Below are 22,882 nucleotides of genomic sequence, written 5' to 3' on the forward strand. Positions count from 1 at the left end.
CGCAAACGCGCACGCACAGTCATGACACGTTACTGGCTCGCGCCAGCCCCCGCTGTGGCAGGCGCAGCGCCCGCGCTGCCCCCGCCATTGTTGCCGGTCCCCGTATCGCCCTGGACGATCGCCGGATAGAACTGAGGAATCGGATACGTGAAGCTATCCAGATAGCGCTTGTAGGCACGCGACGCCGTTGAGCCGAGCATCGGCAGCCCCGGCCCGGCGGCCAGGTTGCCCGCCTGCAGCGCGAGCAACGCTTCGGTTTCGTCGCCGAGCATTCCGTCGCGGGCATGCTCGCCGACACGCAGTGCCGTATCGCGCCGAACGACGTTGTGCGGCACACGCCTCGTTTGTTCTACAGGCGCTGCCGCCGTTTGCGCTGCGGGGGTTGCCGAGACAGCTGGTGCCGGTGCCGGCGCGGCGACATTGCGTGCGTCAGCGCCGCCCATCGACCCCGTGATCGGCGCATTGAGTTGCGCCGCGACCGCGCCCGCCCAAAGCGTGAGCACGGCGGCAACGAGCTGCGTCGCCCGCCGCGGCCAGGGGCTCGATGTTCCGTGTGGTTTCTGACCTGCCATCATCCCGTCTCCCTGATATTGCGTGATTCTCGTCGTGCGTCCTGCGCCATGCATGAAGGCGGAAGCCACCGCATCACTGCGAGCGGCTGAAACGGTCCATCAGCGACATCGGCATGTCGCTGCGGGTGCCATCGGTGCCATCGGTGGTATCGGCCGCCACCGCGGCACGTGCAAGCCGGGCCTGCGCCAGCGGTGCCGGAATCGATGCCGCGGCCTGCGCGGCGGCGCGTGCCGCCGCTGCATCGGCCGCCGCCCGGCGCGCCTGTCCCTCGGCGCGGATGTCGGCGGCCAGTTTGTCGATGGCGTCGCGCGTCGCCTGAGGCATGTCGGCGCGCGTCATCACCTCATCGGCCCGCGAGCGCTCGCCCGTCACCACGAGATACACCGCCAGATTGCTCAACACCTTGCGGCTGTCAGGCCGCAGCTCGGCCGCCTGAGCGAGCGGAACCCGGGCCGCCCCCGTATCGCCGCTGCGCAACAGCGCAAAACCGAGATCGCTCAGGTAGAACGCCTGCGTAGGCGCGCGCGTCACGGCCTCGTGCAGCGCCCGCGCCGCCGCCGCGTAATCCTTGCGTTGCGCTTCCACCAGCCCCATGCCGTGCCACGCCGCCGCCGCTTCGCTCCCGATCAGCAACGGGCGGTAGGCTTGCTCTGCGGCGTTGGGCTGCCCCGTCTCACGCAAGGCATCGGCCCGGAGAATGTCGATGTCCGGCGCCGCGCCGTACTGCATCCGAAATTCGTCGATATGTGCGAGCGACGCAAAATACGCGCCCTGCTCCTGCATCTGGCGAATCATCGACAGATACAACCCGCGTGTGTCGGGCTTGGCCGCCTTGGCCATGGCCTCGTCATTCTGCTCGGCCTGCATGAGCGCCGCCGCCGACGGCGCACCGTAGCCGCCGATACGCGGCCCGCTGCACCCGGCAAGCGCCGCCGCGCACAGCACGGCCATCAGCGAGCCGGCCATCGCGCGACGGGCGCGCGGTGGCTGTGGGACGCGGGTCGCGGCAGCGGCCCGGGCAAGGCGTCGTGTCTGAATTCGTCGGGTCACCGCATAGCCTCCATCGATTTCGTTAGCGACAGGATCGCCGGCCCCGCCACCACCAGCATCAGCGCGGGTAACAGGGTCAGCATCATCGCCAGCGTCATCTTCACCGTGAGTTTGCCGATGCGCTCTTTCATCGTCTGCCGGCGCTGTTCGCGCAAGCGATCGCTGAACTGTTGCAGCGGCTCCTGCACCGCCCCGCCATGCTGCTCGACCTGCACGATGAGCCGCACCAGCGCGCGCAAATCGTCGTTGTCGTAGACCTCGCGCAAGCGGCCCAGCGACGCCTCGCGACCACGCCCGGAAGCGTGCTGACGATTGGCGTTGTCGAATTCCTTGGACAGGATCGGCAGCACTTCGCGAAAATCCGACACCAGCACATACAGGCTCTGATCCATCGACAGGCCCACCCCCTGCAGCAACCGCAGCAAGTCGATGAGCAATGGCAGCTCCTCGATCAGTTCGCGACGGCGCTGGGTCGCCTTGCGTTGCACGTAGAACTTCGGCATGAGCAGTCCGGCTCCGGCCGCACCGATCAGGCGCAGCATCGTGCCAACACCCCCGCTGCCCGGGAACCACAACCAGATGAGCAGCGGCAACACCGCCGCGAGCGCCACCCGTGTGAACAGGAACAGCGACTTGGCCCGCACGCTGTCGTAGCCGCATTGCGCGAGCAGCAGGCGATCCTCGGCCGCAATCAGATGCTGACCCAGGCGCGTTTCCGACCACTGCTTGCCCAGCGCCGCGGCACGGTCGAACAACGCGCGCCAGCCTTGCCGCCGGCCCTCATGGGTCGCCAGCGTGTCGTCGTCAGGCCCCGCTTGACGCCCGCCCGGCGTACTCGCCGCACGCAGTGCCGCCAGCGCCTGTTGCTGGCGGCTGGCCAGCACCTGATCGATCATCCGTTCACTGCGTCCCTGACGCATCGCACGCAAGAGCAACGCCGACGCCGCCAGCAACAGCCCGGCCGCGACCATCAACAGGCCCAGCATCATCCACAGGTGCGAGTTGGCGAGGTGCATATCGGTCAGTCCCTCTCGCTCACAGCGACTTGGCGAGCCGGTACAACAGGAAGCCGCCGAAGACTTCCAGTCCCAGGCCGATCGCGAGCAGCCGCTGACCGGACGCCTCCTGGAACATCGGCTCGAAGAATCTCGGATTGAGCAACATCAGCACGGCACTGACGATGATCGGAAGCGCGGCCAGCACCCATGCCGATAGCCGTGTCTCGGACGACAGCGCGTACAGTTCCGCTTGCGCCTGCTCGCGATCGCGCATGAAGCCCGCCATGCGCGACAGGATCTGGTCGGCGCGTCCCCCGAACCGGGTGGAGAGGTCGACCACCGACGCGAACAGATAAATCTCTTCGACGTGATAGACACGCGCGATCTGCTTGAGCGCAACATCGAGATCCACACCTGCCTGCACCTGTCGCACGGCACGGTCGAGCAGCTCGCGCAGCGGCATGTCGGCATTGCCCGCGGCGGTCTGGAACGCGGCCGGCAGACTATTGCCGACGGTCAGCATCCGCACCATGCCGTCGAGAAAGATCGGCAACTGCCGCACGATATTGCGATGCCGGCGCGCCGCCTTGAACCAGTAGCGCAGCACTGTGCCGACGGCGTACATCAACAGTACGACGATGGCCGAGAGCGGCCCGTGCCACATCCAGAACAGCATCACCAGCAGCAGGCCGGGCGCGACCAGCATCGTGTAGAACATCGGATCGGTCTGCACACCCGCGCGCTCGAAGAAAAACTCCCACGGCAACGACTTGCGACGCGGCGCGCGCGCGGCGTCGCTCTCGCTCGCCGCGAACCGCGGCGCGCTCTGGGCGAGCTGCCGTTCAAGAAACGCGCGCGTCGCCTGCACTCTCACGCGCTGGTGCGTGCGGCGCCATAGCTCCAACCCTGCGGCGATCAGCAGCAGGGCGATGCCAATGACCCACAGCACGATGGCATTCATCGACGGCGTCCGAAGAAGCCACCACCGCCGCCCGAATCCGGCGGCGTGTTGCTTTGCGATTGCGCTGCTGCGGCGGCCGCCGCATGGCGCGTCTGCTCCTTGAACCGCTGCAATTTCGGCGAGTGCGGCTGAAGGCCGAGCGAGACCCAACGATCCTTCTCTTCGCCGTCGGGCCCCACGACCGATTCGTGACGGTACAGCTCCTGCGTCGAAATCACCGTATCCGACACCCCGGTCACCTCGGTAATCGACAGAATGCGTCGGCGCCCGCTCGACAGACGGCCGATCTGCACGATGAAATCGAGCGCGCTCGTGATCTGCCGGCGCAGGCTGCTCTCGCTGCCCTGAAACCCGGCGAAGCCCGCCAGCATCTCCAGGCGATAGAGGCATTCACGCGGCGAGTTGGCGTGGATCGTCGCCATCGAGCCTTCGTGGCCGGTGTTCATCGCCTGCATCATTTCCAGCACTTCGGACCCGCGCACTTCGCCCACGATGATGCGGTCGGGACGCATGCGCAAACTGTTGCGAATCAGATCGCGAATCGACACCTCGCCCGCGCCGTCGAAGCCGCCCTGACGCGATTCGAGCCGCACCACGTGCGGGTGGTTGAGCGAGAGCTCGGCCGTATCCTCGACCGTCACCACGCGCTCGTTCGCCGGAATGAAACTGGCCAGCGCGTTGAGTAGCGACGTCTTGCCCGAGCTGGTCCCGCCGGAGACAAGAATGTTGCAGCGTGAGCGCACTGCCGCGTCGAGCAGCGCGTAAATCTCTTCGTTGAAGCTGCCGAGCGCGAGCAGGTCGGACGGCTTGAGCGGATCCTTGCGAAACTTGCGAATCGAGACCACCGGCCCGTCGACGGCCAACGGCTCGATCACGACGTTCAGGCGCCCGCCGTCGGGCAGGCGCGCGTCGACCATCGGGTTCGACTCGTCGAGACGGCGCCCGATGGGAGCAAGAATGCGTCGCACGATGCGCAGCAGATGCTGATTGTCCGAAAAGCGCAACGCTTCACGCGCGAGCACGCCCTCGCGCGACACATACACGTCGTTGTACCCGTTGATCAGAATGTCTTCCACCGCAGGATCCGCGAGCAGATCCTCGATGGGTCCGAAGCCGGCCAGCTCTTTCGTGAGCGCATCGGAAATCTGGCGCAATTCCGATTCGTTGATCGGGATGCGGCGCAGTCGCACGAAGCCGTCCATCTCCAGATCGACGAACTGCTGAATCGCGCTGCGGCTCCAGCGCCCGAATTCCGCACCGAGTTCCTCGATCCGCGCGAGCAGGTGTTCGTGCGCTGCCGTCTTGATGTCCTGAAACTGCTGTGAATTGGCAAACGCGCGCTTGTCGTCGGCAAATTCGATGGAGTCGGTCATATCAGTGCTTTCCCATGAATCGGCCCAGCCAGCCCGACGAATGACGTTGTGCTGCCGCCCCCGCATGTTGCGCGCTGATCAGTCGTTCGACGAGCGGTTGCAACGCGCGCACGTACGGATCGCCGCGCGCGGTATCGAGAATCAGCTTGCCCTGATTGGTGGCCGAGAGCATGGCCAAGGGACGATCGGGCAGTGTGGCGAGCAGCGGAATCTCGAAGCGTTTGGCGATCTGATCGGCCGCCATGCCGTAACGCGGGTCGTAGCGATTGAGCACGAGCTGCAGGTGATGGCGCTCCACGCTCTTCTCTTCGAGATCGCGCAACATCGACGCGAGCGAGACAATCGCACCCACGCTCTGGTCGACGACCAGCCAGACCTCGTCGGCCGCGCGCACGAGACTCGCGACGAACGCGGGATTCGAGAAGCCGCCGAGGTCGGCCACGATCAGATCGAAGAACGCCCGCAGACGGTCGGTCAGCGCCAGCGCATCGGCCGCGGCCACGCTACGCATGTCGCCGAGATCGAGTGGCAGCGGCAACACCGCGAGACCGCTCGGCGTATGCGAGACCGCCGTATGCACGAGCGTTTCGTCGAAGCGACGCAGATTCTGCACCGCTTCGGCGAAGCTGAACTGACTTTGCGTGTTGAGATACAGCAGGCCGTCACCGGACGGCAAACCGAGATCGAGCAGCGCCACATGACCGAGTAGCGAGGCATCGAACTTATCGTCCTTGTTCGCCGGCACCTTCGCCGCCCGGACCGCCTTGTCGGGATGCGCGCCCACGACCATCTCCTGCCCGAGTTGCGACAGATGCGCGGCGAGCGTGCTGCACCCCACGCCGATGCGCGCGCCGAGCAGCACCACGAAGCGCCCGTGACGTTGAGGCGCGACGACACTGGGCGGTGGCGTTTGATCGACCACCCGGCGAATGACGTCGAGCGCCTCCTCGTGCGTCGAGTGCATATCGATAAAATCGTGGACCCCGGCGCGAATGGCCGCCTTCATGCCGTCGGCCCGCACCATCGAGCCCACCGCCACCAGAGGCAATTTGGGCGCCACGCGCTTGAGCATGTGCGCGAGTTCGATGGCACCGGCGAAGCCGCCGTCGGCGGCGTCGTCGGCATGGCCGGTCGGTTCGCCGGAGAAATCGAGCAGCACGACCTGCGGATCGAGATCGCCAATGCGCTGCTGCAATTGCGCCGGACGGCCCGCCTCCTGCAACACCACGCCCTCGTCGCGCAACGCCGCCGAGAGCCACTGACCGTGGCCCGCATGCGCGCTGCAAAAGAGGAAGCGATGCAACTCTGTCATGGTGTCCAGTATTCGCGTCGGTGCGTTCATTTATGCACTCCTGACTTCCCTGCCCCGGGCTCTCGCCTCTGCGCCGCTCCGTACCTTCTTGGTACCCGTATCGACGTTATTTCGAAAAACCCGGCAGTTCGCTGTCGCTTGCTACACCCATCAAGTAGGCGCCCCACACGGGGCCCGGGCGACGCTCGCGCGTATCGCCCGGTAACGGCATCGCCACCCCTTTTGCCACCGGCTTGACCAGATGGGGCGTGACGACGATCACCAGCTCCTTCTCGGCGCTGTTGTACTTCAGATTGCGGAAAAATGCGCCGATGAGCGGCAGGTCGCCGAGCAGCGGCACCTTGTCGACGGCGGCGGTGGTGGTGCGCGAAATCAGGCCGCCGATGACGAAGCTCTCGCCGTCGCCCAACTCGACGGTCGTGTCCGCACGACGTGTCGTGATGGCAGGAATCTGCGTCGAGTCGGTCACAATGGCATTCGTGTAGTCGATGTCCGACGCCTCGGGCGCCACCTTCAGCGCAATGCGGTTCGGCGCAAGAATCGTCGGCGTGACCGTGAGCCCGACGCCGAACGGCTTGTAGACGATGGTGGTGGTGCCAAGGCCGCCCGACTGCGGCACCGGAATCTCGCCACCCGCCAGGAAGCTCGCGCTCTGGCCGGAGAGGGCCACCAGGGTCGGCGCCGCAAGCACCCGGCCGAGACCGTTCGATTGCAGCAGATCGATCTCCGCCGCCATGCTGAACGCGCCGCGGGTAACCGAGCCGAAGAACGAACCGAAGTTCGGCACGGCGCTCGTCCCACCCGCGCCGCCGAAGGCGGAGTTAAGCGCTGAACTCACGCCGAAGGTGCCCGACCCGGTCTTTTTCGACGCGCCGAAGCGCGCCCCCAACTGATTGAGAATATTGCGATTGATCTCGACGATCTTCACGTCGACCTGCACGACCCCAGTGTCCCCGACCGTCGAGCGATCGACGACGACGCCGCCCTTGCCCGCCGCATCGAGCGCCGCCGATTGCAGTGCGCTGTGTTCGATGACGGTATTCGCATGCCCCTTGATAAGCGCCGCGCCGCCACGCGCATCCACGCTGGCCGTGCCGGTATCGCCCAGGGCGCCCTGCAGACTGCCCTTCACATGCACTTCCCAACGCACCGGTTCGCCGCCACGCGGCCACGCGGCGATCTGCGTGGTGCCCGCCTGCTTGCCGACGACCAGCACCGAGCCGCGTCGTCCGCCCGAGCCCTTGAGCACGACGACATCCGCCACCGCCGGATCGGCCACGGCAACGCGCTCGAGCGCGCCGGGCACTTGCAGTTCGCGTTGCTCGTGAACCCCCAGCGTCAGCGAGCGCGATCCGGCGCCCGAGCCGGTGTCGGCCGCATCGGCCAGACGCACCGACACTGTGGCGGCGCACGCGAGCAGCGCGGCTAAGCACAACAGCATGCCCGTCACGCGTCGGGTCTGTCGTCTGGCAGTGCGAACCTGGCTTCTGATCATGGCGTGGCGATATCGGTCACTGTGTGGGTGAACTGGCGTAGCGTTTCGGGTCGAATCCGTAGGCATCGGCGGCGTCAATAAGCGGCGGTGCTTTGCTGCGCGCCGCGAACGACTTCGATCGTGGCGCCGCCGCTCCCCCGTGCACCCGCCACATGGGGGGTCCCCGTCGGCGCGCGCGTCGGTGCACCCGCCAGCCCCGTCGCGGCAATGCCGGCATAGGCCTGGTTCTCGGGCGTCTCGAGCGCCGCCTTGTCATCCGCCTTGAGTCCGGCCTTGCCCGCGAGCACGGGCGGTGGCGCCGGGAACAGCGACGGGTCGGGTTTGGCGTCGTCCCCCGGGTTGCGAAGCGCCAGCGTGATCTTGCCCTGCTGTGTACCAAGCACCACCCGATTGACGTCGGCCACCGGCACGGCCACGACCGCGGCAGTCGCCGGCATGGGCGCCTGCGCATTGATGGCCGGTTGCGCAGGCGCCGGGGCGGTGGTCGTGGCGGCTTGCACGCTGGACGCCACGCTCGGCGTGGCCGGCGGCGGCGACACATCGTCGAGCGATGCGTTGCCATAGCTCAGCACCCGCACGCGGGAGGCCAGCAGACGCGCTTGCGTGTCATCAACCAAGCCCACTGCCGGTCCTGCCGGTCCTGCCGGTCGATTGGTTTTCATCGTGAAGAAGACGTCGACGTAATCCCCCGGACGGATGCGGTTGCTCACGCCGACGGTCTCGGAGACCGGAATGGCCACGGCCCGCTCGCCCGGCGCGAGCTGCAGGGCGAGGCCGCGTGCGAGCGCGTTTTGCGTAACGGGCACGCCGGCCGCGAGGGCAATGAGGGGCACGCGGCCCACGACGTCGGCCGGGTTGGCGAAGCCGCCCGCGGTCTGGCTATCGAACGAGACGAGCTTCACGCCGTCTGCTGCGATGGGTTGGCCCGGCGCGAGCGCCTTGGCCGCCACCACGGCCGGATAGCGCTGCGTGAGCGTCTGGGTTACCGGTGAAGGCGTCGCGGCCGGCGCCGGCGCGTTGGATGTGCCGAGACGCAGCGCGAATAGCGCGAGCAACACACCGGCGACAACCAACACAGCAGCAAGAATCTTGGTGGCTTTGTTCATGGCTTGGGGCCTGAGGGCCGTTCAGTCACAACTTGCGGGACGCCGGCGAACCGACGGCATGACAACCTGGCATAACCGCACATCTCATTTGGGCGCTCGGGGTGAATGTTCGTGGCACCGGCGCGCCGCTTTCCTGTAATGCTCGCGTCTCTCATTCAGCTGCCGCCCAACGTCGATGTGTCGAGCGTGATCGCGGCCGTCCCGACAATGTTTTGCGGCACGAGCGCTCCCAGCCCCGGCCAATTGACGGTCATCGGCTGGGTCAGCGTCAACGTGACGTGAACGATGCATTGCGAACTGGCGCTGGTGCCCGACGCCGGACACGGGTAGGTCGCGTCGGGCGTAAAACCGGTGCTCACCGCCGACGCCGACGGCCAGGTCAACGTGGTGTTGATCGCCTGCGTGGCGTATCCCTGGCGCTGCGCCATGGTGCCGGCGCGCAGCATGGCGCGGCCAGCCTCGGAGGCGGCCTGCGTCAGCATCTGCCGGGCAAGAATGGTGATGGAGAACGCGACGGCAACATAGAACGCGGGCAGCAGGATCATCAGGATGAGCATGAATTCCAGCGCGGCGACGCCACGCGAGCGCGTGCCTCGCAACCCTGACCCTGCCCGTGCCCCAAACCGCTTCATGACGATGCTCCCCGTCGCTCACGGCACTGTGTGGCCGTGTTTGGCGACGCATTGGTCATACTAATTTGCGCGGCGTCGCCCGCGCCTCTCGTTATTTCGGTGCCGCTTGCCGCCGCACTCGTCATCGCCTGTCGTCGCCTGCGGCATGTGGCGTGGAGACTCGCACGACCTGCCGCTGCCTGACTCAATGCAACCTTTGTTACGACCGCACCTACCGCACTACAAGCGCCGCCGCTGCCAGATAGGCCCCATAGGGCAATCCGATGCGTCCGGCTCGCCACTGCAGAACGCGTTGCCAGGCGGTGGAAGCGCTCAGACCATCGCACCATCGCGATAGCCACTTCAACCGCAAGGTCAACAACACCAGCGCATGCCCCCCAGCCGCCACGCTGGCCAGGCACCAAACCGGCAGCAGCGCGGAATATCCTGCCACCAGCCCAATCAGCGCGAAAAGCTTGACATCGCCCGCCGCCATCACGTTGCGCCACCAGAAAGGTAGCAGTGCGATCAATCCCAACAGCGCGCCGAGCCCGTGAACCCACATGACCCGAGGCTCGCCATGCCACGCTCGCCATGCAATCCAGATCAGTGCCAGCCCTCCTACGCCCAACAGCCAGACATTCGGGATACGGCGCGCGACCAGATCGGTGATCACGATCGGCAGGCATAACAGCCACAGCAAGGTGAGCACGTTGCGTCTCGCGTCAGTGGTTCACGGCGGACGTTGCGACCGATGTGAGGTTGCTGAACACATTCGTTAGCACGGTCGTCAAATTGGTGAACACCGTCGCGCCGACCAAGAGGGCGACGATGGCGGCCAGAATGCCGTACTCAAGCGCCGTGACCCCTGTCTGCCGGGACAGGCTGCGCTGCCGTCCGGCCTCCCCTGTTCGCTTTGCCCGCATGATTCGCGTCCTCGCGAATACTCCCGCCCGCCACCCTGAAGGACGCCAGAAAATTACGGTGTCCTTCCCAATATTGCCACCCACAATCTCGACACCCGTGCCACCGCGCTCACGCCGGCGCCAAACAGGCAGCGATGCCGAAACGTCACGAACCGACGTTCGTGACGACCGACGTGATCTTCGTAAATACCGAATCGAACACGTCTGACAGTTTCGTATAGACTGTGCCACCGATCAGCACGGCCACGATCGCGGCGAGAATGCCGTACTCCAGTGCCGTGACCCCGCGTTCGTCGCGAGCAAACAGTCGAATGCGATTGCCGAGTTTCATATCACGCTCCCACTAAAAAGGCGCCAAGCGCCCGTTCGGACACAACGGAACATCGACGGCCTCTCGGTCGCCGACGCACGTGCGCCATATCGCTTATCAATGCTTGAGTTCGGCCTCGGATTCGTTGCGCCGTCAGGCTTGCGAACCTCTTTTGCGTTGTACGCCAATATTTCTAAGCTTGTCGATACCGCTTTTGTCGCGGCGTACGCTTTTTTTCGATGCTAATTTAAACCTGCAAACAAAAACTAGAGCCTTGCTTCCAATCACCCTGAAGAATGTAAGAAAGCGTTACATCGATGGATCAAACAATACTCCAAATCCAGGTAATCCAACGCCCGCGAGGGAAAACCATGATGGGTGTCACGCCACACGTGCACGCGCAATACCTGTAGCACGCCGCTAAATATCGATTCATCTGATTCAACGGATTCACCCCGTGTTGTCGCTGTTGATCACCGTTGCACTTCGTTCAACATCCCCCGCCTCCCGACATCCCCCGACACACGCCTCGCCCAGAAACGAGATTCGGCTCGCCAGCGCCGCGACACGCCAGCATCCACCCTTTGCGCGCCTTGCACGCTCAAACGTCGCATGGCTTGGCAATTTACTTCGTATTTCTACACGACACCGACATCGGCCTCCCCGGGAACGTTACGTAACGTTCCCCGTAACACCCCCCGTAACGGGAACGTCATTTCGACGAAAACCGCTCATTTTTCGATGGCGTTAACCCTGCCCCATCCCCCTTCCGAAGACGGTCGATCTCTCGATCCGAAAGATTCTTGTTTTCCGAAACGCAAGTAAATACAGGCTTTTCAGCCCGCCTCCGGAAAAACTAGAAGTTTTATTCAAACCCAGCCTTGGCGATTGGCACAGCTCTTGCGGATATCCCTGCATCGCAACGCTGAAGATCACCGGGGGACACCATGATCATTGGCAATACCAATCAAACGATGCCGCGCCCCGCCGCCCTGTCTGGCGGTCAGCAACGCATCGCGGCAACGCAGCGCAGCGCTGCTGCCGAGAACGATCGTAGAGGCGCAAGCCCAGGGAGGGGCGGTGCAGAAGGCGGTGGCGTACGCGCCACCGCCACACCGACCGATTCGCCCATCGCCGCTCGCGCCGACCACACGCATTCGGCCCACGCGATGACGGGCCCCGATAGCGCGATCGTCAACGCGCTCCTGTTCGCACTCATCGCACAACGCATGAACAGCCGATTGGCAGCGCAAGACGCGCTCGCCTGACCAACGATACAGACCAGAGGACATCATCATGAAAAACATTCAACGCCATCTTCTCGCTTCCGCCTGCCTGCTCGCGATCGTCACGATGACCGGCTGCGCGAGTTCGGGCTCCGGCGGCACCAGCGGGTCACTCGGCGATAGCGGCACCAGCGCCGGTACCGGCGGCGGCGGCGGAACGGGCGCCGGTACGGTGACCGACGGTTCGGGCCTCGGCGGCAATGGCAGCGGCGGAAGTGGGAACGGAAGCGGCGGCAATGGAAACGGCAGCGGGAACGGCGGCACCGGAAGCAGCGCCGCCACCAACCCGATCGGCACCGTGGCCGCCACTGCGAGCACGGGTGTCGTGACGCAAGTCGGCAAGACCGTCAGCGATCTGGGCACCACGCTGGCCGGCACGCAACTGCCGCTGGTCAGCACGCAAACGCAAAGTGGTCTCGCCGGCGCCGCCGTCTCGACCGGCAACGCTGTGCAGACGCTTGGCAATGGCCTCACGAACGGTCTCGGCAAGCTGGGTTCGGTGAGCGATCCGCTCAATCCGACGCTCGCCAGCGTGGGCGGCGCGGTCACCGACCTCGGCACGGCCGGCACGCAACTGGGTAGCGCCGTCGCCGGCCTCGGGCAGACCGGTCCGCTGGCCAATACGCCGGTCAATGGCGTGACTTCGCTGCTTGGCGGTGTCGTGACGTCGGTAGGCATGGCAGGCCAAAGCCTCGGCAGCGGTTTGACGCAGACGATCACGAGCGGCCCGGTGCAGCAACTGACCACATCGCTCTCGTCGGCCATCACGCCGATCACGAACGTCGTGACCAATACCACGCAAACGGTCGGTAACACGACAGGCCTCGGCACACCGGTTTCCGGGCTGCTGGCGCAAATCGGCGGCGGCCTGGCCGGTGTCGGCACGCAGATCGCCGGTCAGCTCAACAATCCGGTGGCCACCGACGTCGGCGGCATCGTGGCGGGCGTGGGTAACACGGTGGCCAGCCTGGGCGGCGCGGTCCACGGCACCCCGACGAGCACCAACCCCCTCGCCCCGCTCACCTCGCTCCTTGGCGGGCTGCCCGGTGGCCTCGGTGGTGGCGCTGGCGCAGGCCCGCTGGCGCCGGTCACGAACCTCGTCTCCGGCCTGACGGGCACGCTCGGCGGTGCTACCGGCGGCACCTCGGGTGGCAACCCGCTGGCCCCGGTCACGAGCCTCGTCTCCGGCCTGACCGGCACGCTCGGCGGTGCCACGGGCGGCGCCTCGGGCAGCAACCCGCTGGCCCCGGTCACGAGCCTCGTCTCGGGCTTGACCGGCGGGCTCGGCGGTGCCACGGGCAGCGCCTCGGGCAGCAACGCGCTGGCCCCGGTCACGAGCCTCGTCTCGGGCCTGACCGGCGGGCTCGGCGGTGCCACGGGCGGCGCCTCGGGCAGCAATCCGCTGGCTCCGGTCACGAGCCTCGTCTCTGGCCTGACGGGCGCGCTCGGCGGTGCCACCGGCGGCGCCTCGGGCAGCAATCCGCTGGCTCCGGTCACGAGCCTCGTCTCTGGCCTGACCGGTGCCCTTGGCACCGCCACCGGCGGCGCTTCGACGGGGACGGGTGGCACGGCGGCAGGCGGTGCTCTGGCCCCGGTGACGGCGCTGCTCAGTTCCGTGACAGGCACGGTCGGCGGAGCCACAGGCTCGGGTAGCAGCAGCGGCCCGCTCGCGCCGGTGACCAATCTGCTCGGCGGCTTGCTCGGCGCCAAGAAGTAACCAGGCATCCATCCAGAACGATCTAGGGAGATAGACATCATGACCAACGCACTTCAACGCACCCTCCTGGCTTCGGCCGCCATCGGCCTCATCGCCCTCACCGGCTGCTCCAGCGGCGGCGGCGGGAGCGGCGCTTCGGGCGGCACCTCGGGCACCCCGAATGCCGTCGGCACGACCGCCACCGGCGCAGGCGGCGTCGTGAGTTCCGCCGGCAACGTCGTCAGCGCCTTGGGCAATCAGGTTTCCAGCACCCAATTGCCGCTCGTGTCCACGCAAGCGTCGCAAGGCTTCGGCGGTGCGCTCACGCAGACCGGCAACGCCGTCACCGCCCTCGGCAACGGCGTGAGCAGCGGTCTCGGCCAAACGGGTGCCTCGGCGGATCCGGTCGGCACCACGCTCGCGAGCACGGGCAATGTCGTGACCGACCTCGGTCAGGCAGGCGTATCGCTGGGCAGCGGCGTGGCCGGTGTCGGCAAGAGCGGTCCGCTGGCAGGCACGCCCGTCGATACGCTGACCGGGGCACTTGGCAACGTGGTCGCGACCGTCGGCCAAGGTGGCATCGCCGGCGGTGCGATCCTGAAACAGGCCTTCACGGGCGGCCCGGTGGTTCAGGCCACCACGGCGCTCTCGTCGGCCATCACGCCGATCACCAATGTCGTGTCCGACACCACCCGCACCGTGGGAATGACCACGGGCCTGGGCAGTCCGGCACAGGGCTTGCTGCAGACGGTCGGCGGCGGCGTCGCCACGGTCGGCACGACGATGCAGGGTACGTCGTCGAACCCGGTCGTCACCGCACTCGGCAACACGGTGATTGCCACCGGCAACACCGTGGGTGGCGTCGGCACGTTCCTGAACGGCAGCACCTCCACCGGCTCGGCGAATCCGTTCGGATCGCTGCTGGGCAACCTGGGCACGACGACCGCAGGCGGTTCGTCGAACCCGCTCGGCTCGGTCACGGGATTGCTCGGCGGCCTCGGCGGTTCGGGCAGCAGCCCGCTCGCGCCGGTCACCGGCCTGCTCGGCGGGGTGAGTGGCGCCACGTCGGGCGGCAGCAGCAGCCCGCTGGCCCCGGTCACGAGCCTGCTCTCCGGTGTGACGAGCACGGCTGGCGGTAGCTCGGGCGGCGCAACGGGCGGTCTGACGGGACTGCTCGCACCGGTCACCAGCCTGCTCGGCAGTGTGGCCAGCGTCGGCAAGTAATCGCCAGTCCAATGGTGCGTCGCGCGAATCGCGCGCGCACCACGTGATTCATCGATAAGGAGATGCCATGGCCCGCTTCATTCCCGACACCAGCGTTCTGATGCGCGGTCATGGCGATTGCGCCCCGCAACTTTCCGAACCCGTCGCCATGCGCGACACCGGCAACGGGTTCGCCGCCGGCCACCGCCACAACACATACGGCGTCGATTCGGGCGCCGCCTCCGGGGCGACGTCGACGGCCTCCCCGCTCAACACATCGCACGGCACCATGAGCGACCGACACACGAACCGTAACGATCTCGTCGCCGGCATCGTCCGCTCGCTCGGACGCCGGCTCGCCGTGTACACGGCGCTGTATCACGCAGCGCTTGCCGAGCAGCTCGGCCTGAATGTCACCGACCTGAACGCGCTCGATCTCATCCTTGAAATCGAGTCGATTACCGCGGGCCAGCTCGCCGAACTCATGGGCGTCAGCTCGGGCGGCATCACCACGGTCATCGATCGGCTCGAGCGCGCGGGCTTCGTCGAGCGGGAGAAGAACCCGCACGACCGGCGCATGGTGATGATCCACCCCATCGAAGAGCGTTGCGCTCAGATCGAACAGTTCCTGTCCTCAGTCTCGCGCGAACTCACGGCGGTCAGCGCGGCATACGACCAGAGCGAACTCGCCGCGATTCACGATTTCCTGGTGCAGAGCATCCGCACCCTGAAGAGCGAAACCTTCCGTCTTCGCTTCGAGGCCGATCAGGACATCGCCGGTCTGGTCTCCAATGGCCGAAGCGCGTCGACCAAGGTCTGAACGCGCGTCGACGACCACGACCCCAACGAGGAGAAAACTCATGTCGAAGCTTTTGCGTCCCACGATGCTTGCCGTGCTGGTGGCGAGCATCGTCAGTGTTACCGGTTGCTCCAGTTCGGGCGGCGGCAGCGGCGCCACGGCGAACACGCCGACCAACCCGTCGGACCCGACGAATCCCGTCACGCCGACCAACCCCACGAATCCGACCACGAGCAGCGCCGGTGTCGTCAGTTCGGTCGGCTCGGTGGTGAGCGCGCTCGGCAATCAGGTCGCCGGCACGACGGTGCCCGGCGTATCCACGCAAGCCACGCAGGGTTTCGGCGGCGCGCTCACGCAAACGGGTAATGCCGTCACGGACCTGGGCAAAGGCGTGGGTAGCGGACTGGGCCAGCTCGGCACGTCCGGCACGAACCCGGTCGGCACCACGCTCGCGAGCACGGGCGGTGTTGTGTCCGATCTCGGCAATGCCGGGGTATCGCTCGGCAGCGGCATTGCCGGCATCGGCAAGAGTGGCCCGCTGGCGAACACACCCATCGACACGCTCACGGGCGTGCTGGGCACCGCCGTCGCGACCGTTGGCCAGGGGGGCGTGCAAGGCGGTTCGGCACTCACTCAGGCACTGACGAGCGTCCCCGTCGTTCAAGCGACGACGGCCCTCTCGTCGGCCATCACACCGATCACCAATACGCTCACGACGACAACGCAGACGCTCGGCAACACCACCGGTCTGGGCACTCCGGCGGCCGGTCTGCTCGGCACACTGGGCGGCGCATTGAATTCGACCGGCGCGCAGGTCAAGGCGGCCGCACCGAACGCCGCTGTCGCAAGCCTTGGCAATCCGCTCATGGCGCTGGGCAACACCGTCACGAGTGCGGGCGGCCTGCTCTCAGGGACCACCAGCGCGACGCAACCGAATGCGCTCGGCAACGTGCTCGCCAACGTGGGGAACACCACGGTGACGCCGACCACGGCGAGCGGCAACAATCCGCTGGGCGCGCTCACCGGTTTGCTCGGCGGGCTGTCGAGTGCGACGGGCGCATCCGGCAGCAATCCATTGGGGGCCGTCACGGGCCTGCTGGGCGGTGTGACGAGTCTCTCGGGCGCCAGCGGCGGTGCTGGCACTGCGCTGGCCCCCGTGACGACGCTGCTGAACACGGTCACTGCGCCGCTTGCGACGCTGGCCAGCGTCGGTTCGGGTAGCACCAGCGGCACGGGCGGCGCAAGCGGCCTGCTCGCGCCGGTGACGGGACTGCTGGGCGGCGTGGCCAAATAAAGCTAGACGGAAGCGGGACAGTGACGAGACAGGGGATGGGAGAGTAGCGCGACGTACCTAAGCGTCGCAAGATCGCGAGAGGGGGAACGTCGGCGGGGTGCAGGCCCAATGACGACGGCAAACCCGGACAGTGAAGCGACACTGGCCGGGCTTTGCCGTGTCTGGCGTCGAGCGGTCGCTCATTCCGACAGACGGCTGTGAACGTGATCGAGGTCGTCGAGGTCGGCGATCTCATGACACGTTGCGGCCACCGCGCTGTGACGTTGTTGCGTGTTGCGTTAGCGTCGCGCTCGCACACCAACAAAAAAGACCCGGACGAGTACTCGTCCGGGTCTTCTTGCCTTGGGTGTCCTGCAGAATCTGCCTATGGCGCAGTGGCGGTGCAGAAGAATCGTAGCAACGACCCCGACGCGACGCCGACGCCGATTACTGGTCTCGGATCCAGGTCTGCGTGCGACCGAGCAGCGAAATCCCGAGGTAGCCACGCACGTCGAGTTTCTTGCCGCCGTCGATCACGGTGATCTTGCAGCTGTACTCCATGCCGTTTTCCGGATCGAGGATCTTGCCGCCGTCATACACTTCGCCGTCCTTGCGGATGCCGCGAATGATCTGCATGCCCAGCATCTTCTGTCCCTTGCGCGCGTCGGTGCAGGCCGTGCAGACACGCGCCGGATCGTCGTTTTCGCCAAGGCCCTTGGTGACGACGCCCACGTATTCACCGTCCTTTTCCGAGATCGTGACAAGCGCCTTCGGCTTGCCGGTATTGTCGTCGATGGTCTTCCATACGCCGACCGGCGACATGTCGTTGGACGCGATTGCCGCCTTGGCAACGCCACCCAACAATGCCACTGCAACGAGCGCGTGCGCCCCCAGACGTCGCCACGACGTCGCGTTCGAAATTTGCTTCATGATTGTCATCCTCCCGGATACGGAATTGATTGTCGTAGGACTCACGATAGCCGTCATCACCGCACCGCTACTCGCGCGAGTCGCTTTGCAGATTACGCCAAAGGCGTAACGCCGTGCTGAGGAAGTCCTCTAGCCGAAATCGCCGCGCGTGCCGAGCGCCCCGCCGCCGTCGACGATTACAACGGCGGCAAGGCAATCGCGGTCAGACGCCACTGCACGAGATTGCGTCGCGTCAGCGTGAACGTCACGATGCGCGTCGGACGGTCGCTGCGCGACACATGGACAAGGAAATGATTGAAGTCCTGATACTCGGTCCGCGTGGTGGTACGCGGCGGTGTGTTGCCCGACGACGGCGACGCATCACCTGAGCGCGCGTCGGGCGGGTTGGCGGCATAGGGGTCGGCTGCGGCCGGCGGCGGCGCCGGCGGGGCGCTGCCCTGCGCCTGCGGTGCCGCATCGCGCGGCGCGGGTGCTCCGGGCGCTGGCGGCAATCCGGTGCTGTCACCCCGCAGCATGGCCGCCACCGCTTCCGGCGTGAGCAACGCCTCCACAACGCGATCCGACACCCACCCACCGAGCGCGAGGGCAAGGGCCCCGAAGGCGTTGCCACGCTGCTTGTCCATCTGACGAGAGAGTTCGTCGTGAAGACTCGTTTTCAGGCTTTCACGCACGGCCGGATAGTCGACGTACGACGACAGCGCCGTCGCATCGCGCGCATCGGCCGCGTCGCGCGCCCGCCACAACGTGTAATACGGCGTGCCGAAAAGTAGACCCAGCACGACAACCAGTGCCCCGAGGGATATCGCGATCGTTGACCGCTTACGCATGGCAAAACTCCGTCAATCAAACTGCGCATAGTAGGCGACGTACTGCCACTCTCCCCTGCTGGCTTACATTGCTTTACAAATCTTTACAGCAAGCGACGCCGCGCCCTTTTACTCTGGAAACGTGGCCGCAAATACGTGACACGTTCCGGCGCTCGCCCACTCGGCAGAGCATGGTACGTGCAGGGTACGCGGCAGTTCAACCGACAAGGAGGTGGCACCATGCGGCTCACCCGACTTGTCCGGATGACGTGTTGCGTCATGCTGGCCGTCACCGCCCTGGGCGCAACGGCACATCCGTGGTCGAACAGCCGGTTTTTCCAGAGTTGGTTTGCACAGGGCGCCGAGCGCCCCGACGGACGCGGCAATCACCGCGGCGGCGCACGGCCTGAACCGTCACGGCCGCCGCCTCAGGCCGTACGGCCGCAGGGCGACTTGCGCGGCGACATCTACAACCATCTGCGCGAACAGCGGCAAGCACCCCCGCCACCGCCCGCCGACGCCCCGCGTGGGCGCGATCATGGCGATCGCGGCACGCGTTCACGCTGAACGCAAACCCGCGAGCGGTCTACACGCGGCGCGCAACGCTCAGGTGAGCGACGTATCCACCACGCGACGCGGGGCTTCAAGATATTCCAATGACTGCATCTCCACCAGACGCGACACCGTCCGAGCAAACTCGTTAGCGAGCGTGCCCTCCACGTACAACTCCTCGGGCGCGACTTCCGCCGACATCAGCAGCTTGACCTTGTGGTCGTAGAAAACGTCGACGAGCCATGTGAAGCGGCGCGCCTCCGACGCCATGCGCGGCGTCATCTTCGGCACGTCCGATAGCACGACGGTGTGGAAGCGGTTGGCCAGTTCGAGATAGTCGTTCTGCGAACGTGGGCCCCCGCACAACATATGGAAGTTGAACCACACCACGCCGCCCGCGCGACGCAGGGCCTTCAGCTCGCGCTGCTCGATATGCAGCACCGGGCTCTCGTCGGGAACCCCGGCGATCTCGGCAAACGCCGCACGCAGCGCTCGATTCGCCTCGTTGCCAAGGGGATAGTGATAGACCTGCACCTGCGCCAGCGTGCGGCGTCGATAGTCGATGCCGGCGTCGACATTGAGCACGTCGAGCTTCTCTTCGAGCAGCCGGATCGCGGGCAGCACGCGATCACGATGCAAACCGTCCGGGTACAGCGTGTCGGGACGATAGTTCGACGTCATCACGAACTGCACGCCGTTCTTGAACAGCTCGGCAAGCAGGCGGTGAAGGATCATGGCGTCGGCCACGTCGGAGACGTGGAATTCGTCGAAGCAGATCAGGCGATACCGCTTGGCGATGCGTTTGGCCAATTCGTCGAGCGGATCGGGCTGCCCCTTGAGCGCCTGCAACTGATGATGTACCTCACGCATGAACTCGTGGAAATGCAGACGCGTCTTGCGCTGCAGCGGCACCACCGAGTAGAAGCTGTCCATCAGGAAGCTCTTGCCACGGCCCACCCCGCCCCACAGATACACGCCCTTGGGCAGATCGGGATGCACGAGCCACTTCTTGAGGGTGCTCGAACGCCTGGCCTTGTATGCCGCCCATTCGTCGTAGCACTGTTGCAGACGCTCGACGGCGCGCTCCTGCGCCTCATCGGGCTCGTAGCCGCGCGCGGCCAGCTCCTGTTGATAGTATTCGCGAACGTTCATGCGGTGCGGCGACCGGCCGGGGGGCAGAGGAAATCGGGGAAAAAACAAAGGCGAGTTGCCTCGCCTTTGATCGTACTGTCAGCGTAAAGCGACTTACTTGTTCAGCGCGCGCTTCTCGACATCGAGGGCGGCTTCACGCATCACTTCCGACAGCGACGGGTGCGGATGACAGATACGGCCGATGTCTTCCGACGCCGCCTTGAACTCCATCGCCACCACGGCTTCGGCGATCAGGTCCGAAGCGTTCAGGCCGATCACGTGCACGCCGAGGATCTCGTCGGTCTTGGCATCGGCCAGCACCTTCACGAAACCGTCCGACGAGCCCATGCCCAGCGCACGGCCGTTGGCCGCGAACGGGAACTGACCCGGCTTGAACTCACGGCCTTCGGCCTTCAATTGCTGCTCGGTCTTGCCGACCCAGGCAATTTCCGGGGACGTGTAGATCACCCACGGAATGCAGTTGTAGTCGATGTGCGGCTTCTGGCCAGCGATGACTTCCGCCACCAGCACGCCTTCGTCTTCGGCCTTGTGCGCGAGCATCGGGCCACGCACCACGTCGCCGATCGCGTACACGTTCGGCAGCTTGGTACGGCAGTGGTCGTCCACCGGAATGAAGCCGCGCTCATCGGTCGCCAAACCAATGTTGCCCAGGCCGAGGTCATCGGTGTTCGGCACGCGGCCGACCGACACGATCAGACGATCGACGTCGAGCGTCTTGGCGTTGCCGTCCTTGTCCGTGTAGCTGATCGTGACGTTGTTCTTGCCGGTCTTGACCTCGCCGACCTTCACGCCGACGTTGATGTCCAGTCCCTGCTTCTTGAACTGCTTGGCCGCTTCCTTCGCAACGCCGGCATCGGCCGCCGCCAGGAATTCCGGCATGGCTTCGAGCACGGTGACTTCGGCACCCAGACGGCGCCATACCGAACCCAGCTCCAGACCGATCACGCCGGCGCCGATCACGCCCAGCTTTTTCGGCACAGTGTCGAACGAGAGCGCACCTTCGTTATCCGAGATGAGCTTGTTGTCGACCGGCATGCCCGGCAGATGACGCGCCTTCGAACCGGTAGCGATGATGATGTTCTTTGCCGTGACGGACTCCGCCTCGGCACCCTTCACATCGATCTGATAGCCGCCGTCGTTCTTGGCAATGATCGTGCCGTGACCCTTGAGCCACGTGATCTTGTTCTTCTTGAACAGGTATTCGATACCGCCCGTCATCTTGTCGACGATACCCTGCTTGCGCGAGAGCATCTTCTCGATGTCGATCTTGACGTCCGACGTGGTGATACCGTGATCGGCCAGGTGATGACCGATCTTCTCGAACTCTTCCGACGAGGCGAGCAGCGCCTTCGACGGAATGCATCCGACGTTCAGGCAGGTCCCGCCGAGCACCATCTTGCCGGCCGGGTTGGTCCATTTCTCGACGCAAGCGACCGAGAAACCGAGTTGGGCAGCGCGGATGGCGGCAATATAACCACCGGGGCCGGCGCCGATTACGACTACATCAAATTCTTTTGCCATTTTGATTGTGACTCACTGAAGGTAGACGGCAGGGGGAGGCGCGGCGCTGCCCGGCCATGCGAAGATGGCCGGGCAGCGCCGCGCAATGCGCGCTATCGCTTACAGGTCGAGCAGCAGGCGCGCCGGATCTTCCAGCGCTTCCTTCATGGCGACGAGGCTCAGCACGGCTTCGCGACCGTCGATGATACGGTGGTCGTAGCTCATGGCCAGGTAGTTCATCGGGCGAATGACGATCTCGCCGTTCTCCACGACCGCGCGGTCCTTCGTGGCGTGCACGCCCAGAATGGCCGACTGCGGCGGGTTGATGATCGGGGTCGACAGCATCGAACCGAACACACCGCCGTTCGAGATCGAGAACGTACCGCCGGTCATTTCTTCGATCGACAGCTTGCCGTCGGCCGCCTTCTTGCCGTATTCGGCGATCTTCTTCTCGATGTCGGCCAGGCTCAGCTGGTCGGCATTGCGCAGAATCGGCACCACCAGGCCACGCGGCGAACCGACCGCGATACCGATGTCGAAGTAGCCGTGGTAGACGATGTCGTTACCGTCGATCGAGGCGTTCACGGCCGGGTACTTCTTGAGCGCGTGGACCGCGGCCTTGACGAAGAACGACATGAAGCCCAGCTTCACGCCGTGCTCCTTCTCGAACTTGTCCTTGTACTTGTTGCGCAGATCCATCACCGGCTTCATGTTGACCTCGTTGAACGTGGTCAGAATGGCGTTGGTCTGTTGCGATTGCAGCAGGCGCTCGGCGATACGGGCGCGCAGGCGCGACATCGGCACGCGCTGTTCCGGACGGCCTTCAAGCGACGTGTCGCGGCCCACCGAAGCGGCCACCGACGGCAGCGCGGCGCGCGGGGCCGGTGCCGGGATCGACGATGCGACGGCAGCCGGCTTGGCGCCCGCGGCCAGGGCGTCGCCCTTGGTCACGCGACCGTCGCGGCCCGAG

At 65.7% G+C, this 22,882-nt stretch carries 23 protein-coding genes; 6 read left to right on the forward strand and 17 right to left on the reverse strand.

The features are described from left to right. Positions 1-29: 29 nt before the first annotated feature. The 12 genes from PCE31106_RS19940 to PCE31106_RS19995 form a co-directional block, all read right to left on the reverse strand. Positions 30-575, reverse strand: coding sequence for a DUF3613 domain-containing protein (locus PCE31106_RS19940; protein ID WP_254441215.1), 546 nt, complete (start codon positions 573-575; stop codon positions 30-32). A 70-nt stretch (positions 576-645) separates the two neighbouring features. Next, complete coding sequence (locus PCE31106_RS19945; protein WP_150564471.1) at positions 646-1,623, reverse strand: tetratricopeptide repeat protein; 978 nt, start codon at positions 1,621-1,623, stop codon at positions 646-648. Further along, positions 1,620-2,639, reverse strand: a complete 1,020-nt coding sequence (locus PCE31106_RS19950; protein ID WP_150564472.1) for a type II secretion system F family protein — start codon at positions 2,637-2,639, stop codon at positions 1,620-1,622. The genes PCE31106_RS19945 and PCE31106_RS19950 overlap by 4 nt, the downstream gene beginning before the upstream one ends. Positions 2,640-2,658: 19 nt before the next feature. Beyond that, positions 2,659-3,582 (reverse strand): type II secretion system F family protein, encoded by a 924-nt coding sequence (locus PCE31106_RS19955; RefSeq protein WP_150564473.1) that lies wholly within the window; start codon positions 3,580-3,582, stop codon positions 2,659-2,661. Continuing rightward, positions 3,579-4,955, reverse strand: coding sequence for a TadA family conjugal transfer-associated ATPase (locus PCE31106_RS19960; RefSeq protein ID WP_150564474.1), 1,377 nt, complete (start codon positions 4,953-4,955; stop codon positions 3,579-3,581). The genes PCE31106_RS19955 and PCE31106_RS19960 overlap by 4 nt, the downstream gene beginning before the upstream one ends. Position 4,956: 1 nt before the next feature. After that, positions 4,957-6,297, reverse strand: coding sequence for a MinD/ParA family protein (locus tag PCE31106_RS19965; protein ID WP_017231743.1), 1,341 nt, complete (start codon positions 6,295-6,297; stop codon positions 4,957-4,959). Between the two features lie 76 nt (positions 6,298-6,373). Then, complete coding sequence (locus PCE31106_RS19970) at positions 6,374-7,708, reverse strand: type II and III secretion system protein family protein (RefSeq protein ID WP_150564475.1); 1,335 nt, start codon at positions 7,706-7,708, stop codon at positions 6,374-6,376. Between the two features lie 128 nt (positions 7,709-7,836). Then, positions 7,837-8,868, reverse strand: coding sequence for a Flp pilus assembly protein CpaB (cpaB, locus tag PCE31106_RS19975; RefSeq protein WP_150564476.1), 1,032 nt, complete (start codon positions 8,866-8,868; stop codon positions 7,837-7,839). A 155-nt stretch (positions 8,869-9,023) separates the two neighbouring features. After that, the gene (locus PCE31106_RS19980) at positions 9,024-9,500 is read right to left on the reverse strand and encodes a TadE/TadG family type IV pilus assembly protein (RefSeq protein ID WP_026132154.1); all 477 of its coding nucleotides are present in this window, start codon (positions 9,498-9,500) and stop codon (positions 9,024-9,026) included. A 211-nt stretch (positions 9,501-9,711) separates the two neighbouring features. Further along, on the reverse strand, positions 9,712-10,191 hold the full coding sequence (locus tag PCE31106_RS19985) for a prepilin peptidase (RefSeq protein ID WP_017234998.1): 480 nt from the start codon (positions 10,189-10,191) through the stop codon (positions 9,712-9,714). 13 nt (positions 10,192-10,204) lie between these two features. Next, positions 10,205-10,405 carry a Flp family type IVb pilin gene (locus PCE31106_RS19990; protein ID WP_017234999.1) on the reverse strand — a complete coding sequence of 67 codons (201 nt, stop codon included), beginning with the start codon at positions 10,403-10,405 and terminating at the stop codon, positions 10,205-10,207. Between the two features lie 145 nt (positions 10,406-10,550). After that, positions 10,551-10,736, reverse strand: coding sequence for a Flp family type IVb pilin (locus PCE31106_RS19995; RefSeq protein ID WP_150564477.1), 186 nt, complete (start codon positions 10,734-10,736; stop codon positions 10,551-10,553). A 926-nt stretch (positions 10,737-11,662) separates the two neighbouring features. Here PCE31106_RS19995 and PCE31106_RS20000 point away from each other — a divergent pair. From PCE31106_RS20000 to PCE31106_RS20020, 5 genes are all read left to right on the forward strand, one after another. Then, the gene (locus tag PCE31106_RS20000) at positions 11,663-11,983 is read left to right on the forward strand and encodes a hypothetical protein (RefSeq protein WP_150564478.1); all 321 of its coding nucleotides are present in this window, start codon (positions 11,663-11,665) and stop codon (positions 11,981-11,983) included. A gap of 28 nt (positions 11,984-12,011) precedes the next feature. Further along, on the forward strand, positions 12,012-13,718 hold the full coding sequence (locus PCE31106_RS20005) for a collagen-like triple helix repeat-containing protein (RefSeq protein WP_150564479.1): 1,707 nt from the start codon (positions 12,012-12,014) through the stop codon (positions 13,716-13,718). A gap of 39 nt (positions 13,719-13,757) precedes the next feature. Next, positions 13,758-14,921 (forward strand): collagen-like triple helix repeat-containing protein, encoded by a 1,164-nt coding sequence (locus tag PCE31106_RS20010; protein ID WP_150564480.1) that lies wholly within the window; start codon positions 13,758-13,760, stop codon positions 14,919-14,921. Between the two features lie 67 nt (positions 14,922-14,988). After that, positions 14,989-15,720: a MarR family winged helix-turn-helix transcriptional regulator gene (locus PCE31106_RS20015; protein ID WP_150564481.1), complete on the forward strand. Its 732-nt coding sequence runs from the start codon at positions 14,989-14,991 to the stop codon at positions 15,718-15,720. Between the two features lie 40 nt (positions 15,721-15,760). Continuing rightward, complete coding sequence (locus PCE31106_RS20020; RefSeq protein WP_150564482.1) at positions 15,761-16,993, forward strand: collagen-like triple helix repeat-containing protein; 1,233 nt, start codon at positions 15,761-15,763, stop codon at positions 16,991-16,993. Between the two features lie 426 nt (positions 16,994-17,419). On the opposite strand, the gene PCE31106_RS20025 is transcribed toward PCE31106_RS20020, so the two are convergent. Together PCE31106_RS20025 and PCE31106_RS20030 are read right to left on the reverse strand one after the other, a co-directional pair. Beyond that, positions 17,420-17,902: a DUF2147 domain-containing protein gene (locus PCE31106_RS20025; RefSeq protein WP_150564483.1), complete on the reverse strand. Its 483-nt coding sequence runs from the start codon at positions 17,900-17,902 to the stop codon at positions 17,420-17,422. Positions 17,903-18,078: 176 nt separating this feature from the next. Then, on the reverse strand, positions 18,079-18,729 hold the full coding sequence (locus tag PCE31106_RS20030) for a DUF2939 domain-containing protein (protein WP_150564484.1): 651 nt from the start codon (positions 18,727-18,729) through the stop codon (positions 18,079-18,081). A gap of 219 nt (positions 18,730-18,948) precedes the next feature. On the opposite strand from PCE31106_RS20030, the gene PCE31106_RS20035 reads away from it, so the two are divergent. Next, positions 18,949-19,275 carry a hypothetical protein gene (locus tag PCE31106_RS20035; protein WP_150564485.1) on the forward strand — a complete coding sequence of 109 codons (327 nt, stop codon included), beginning with the start codon at positions 18,949-18,951 and terminating at the stop codon, positions 19,273-19,275. Positions 19,276-19,314: 39 nt separating this feature from the next. Here PCE31106_RS20035 and zapE read toward each other — a convergent pair whose 3' ends face one another. From zapE to odhB, 3 genes are all read right to left on the reverse strand, one after another. After that, complete coding sequence (gene zapE / locus PCE31106_RS20040; RefSeq protein WP_017231548.1) at positions 19,315-20,412, reverse strand: cell division protein ZapE; 1,098 nt, start codon at positions 20,410-20,412, stop codon at positions 19,315-19,317. Positions 20,413-20,505: 93 nt separating this feature from the next. Next, positions 20,506-21,933: a dihydrolipoyl dehydrogenase gene (lpdA, locus tag PCE31106_RS20045; protein WP_017231547.1), complete on the reverse strand. Its 1,428-nt coding sequence runs from the start codon at positions 21,931-21,933 to the stop codon at positions 20,506-20,508. A 99-nt stretch (positions 21,934-22,032) separates the two neighbouring features. After that, positions 22,033-22,882 (reverse strand): 2-oxoglutarate dehydrogenase complex dihydrolipoyllysine-residue succinyltransferase (gene odhB, locus PCE31106_RS20050; RefSeq protein ID WP_150564486.1); only part of this gene is annotated, 850 nt, incomplete at its 5' end.

It is taken from the genome of Pandoraea cepalis (assembly GCF_902459665.1).
Lineage (GTDB): Bacteria > Pseudomonadota > Gammaproteobacteria > Burkholderiales > Burkholderiaceae > Pandoraea > Pandoraea cepalis.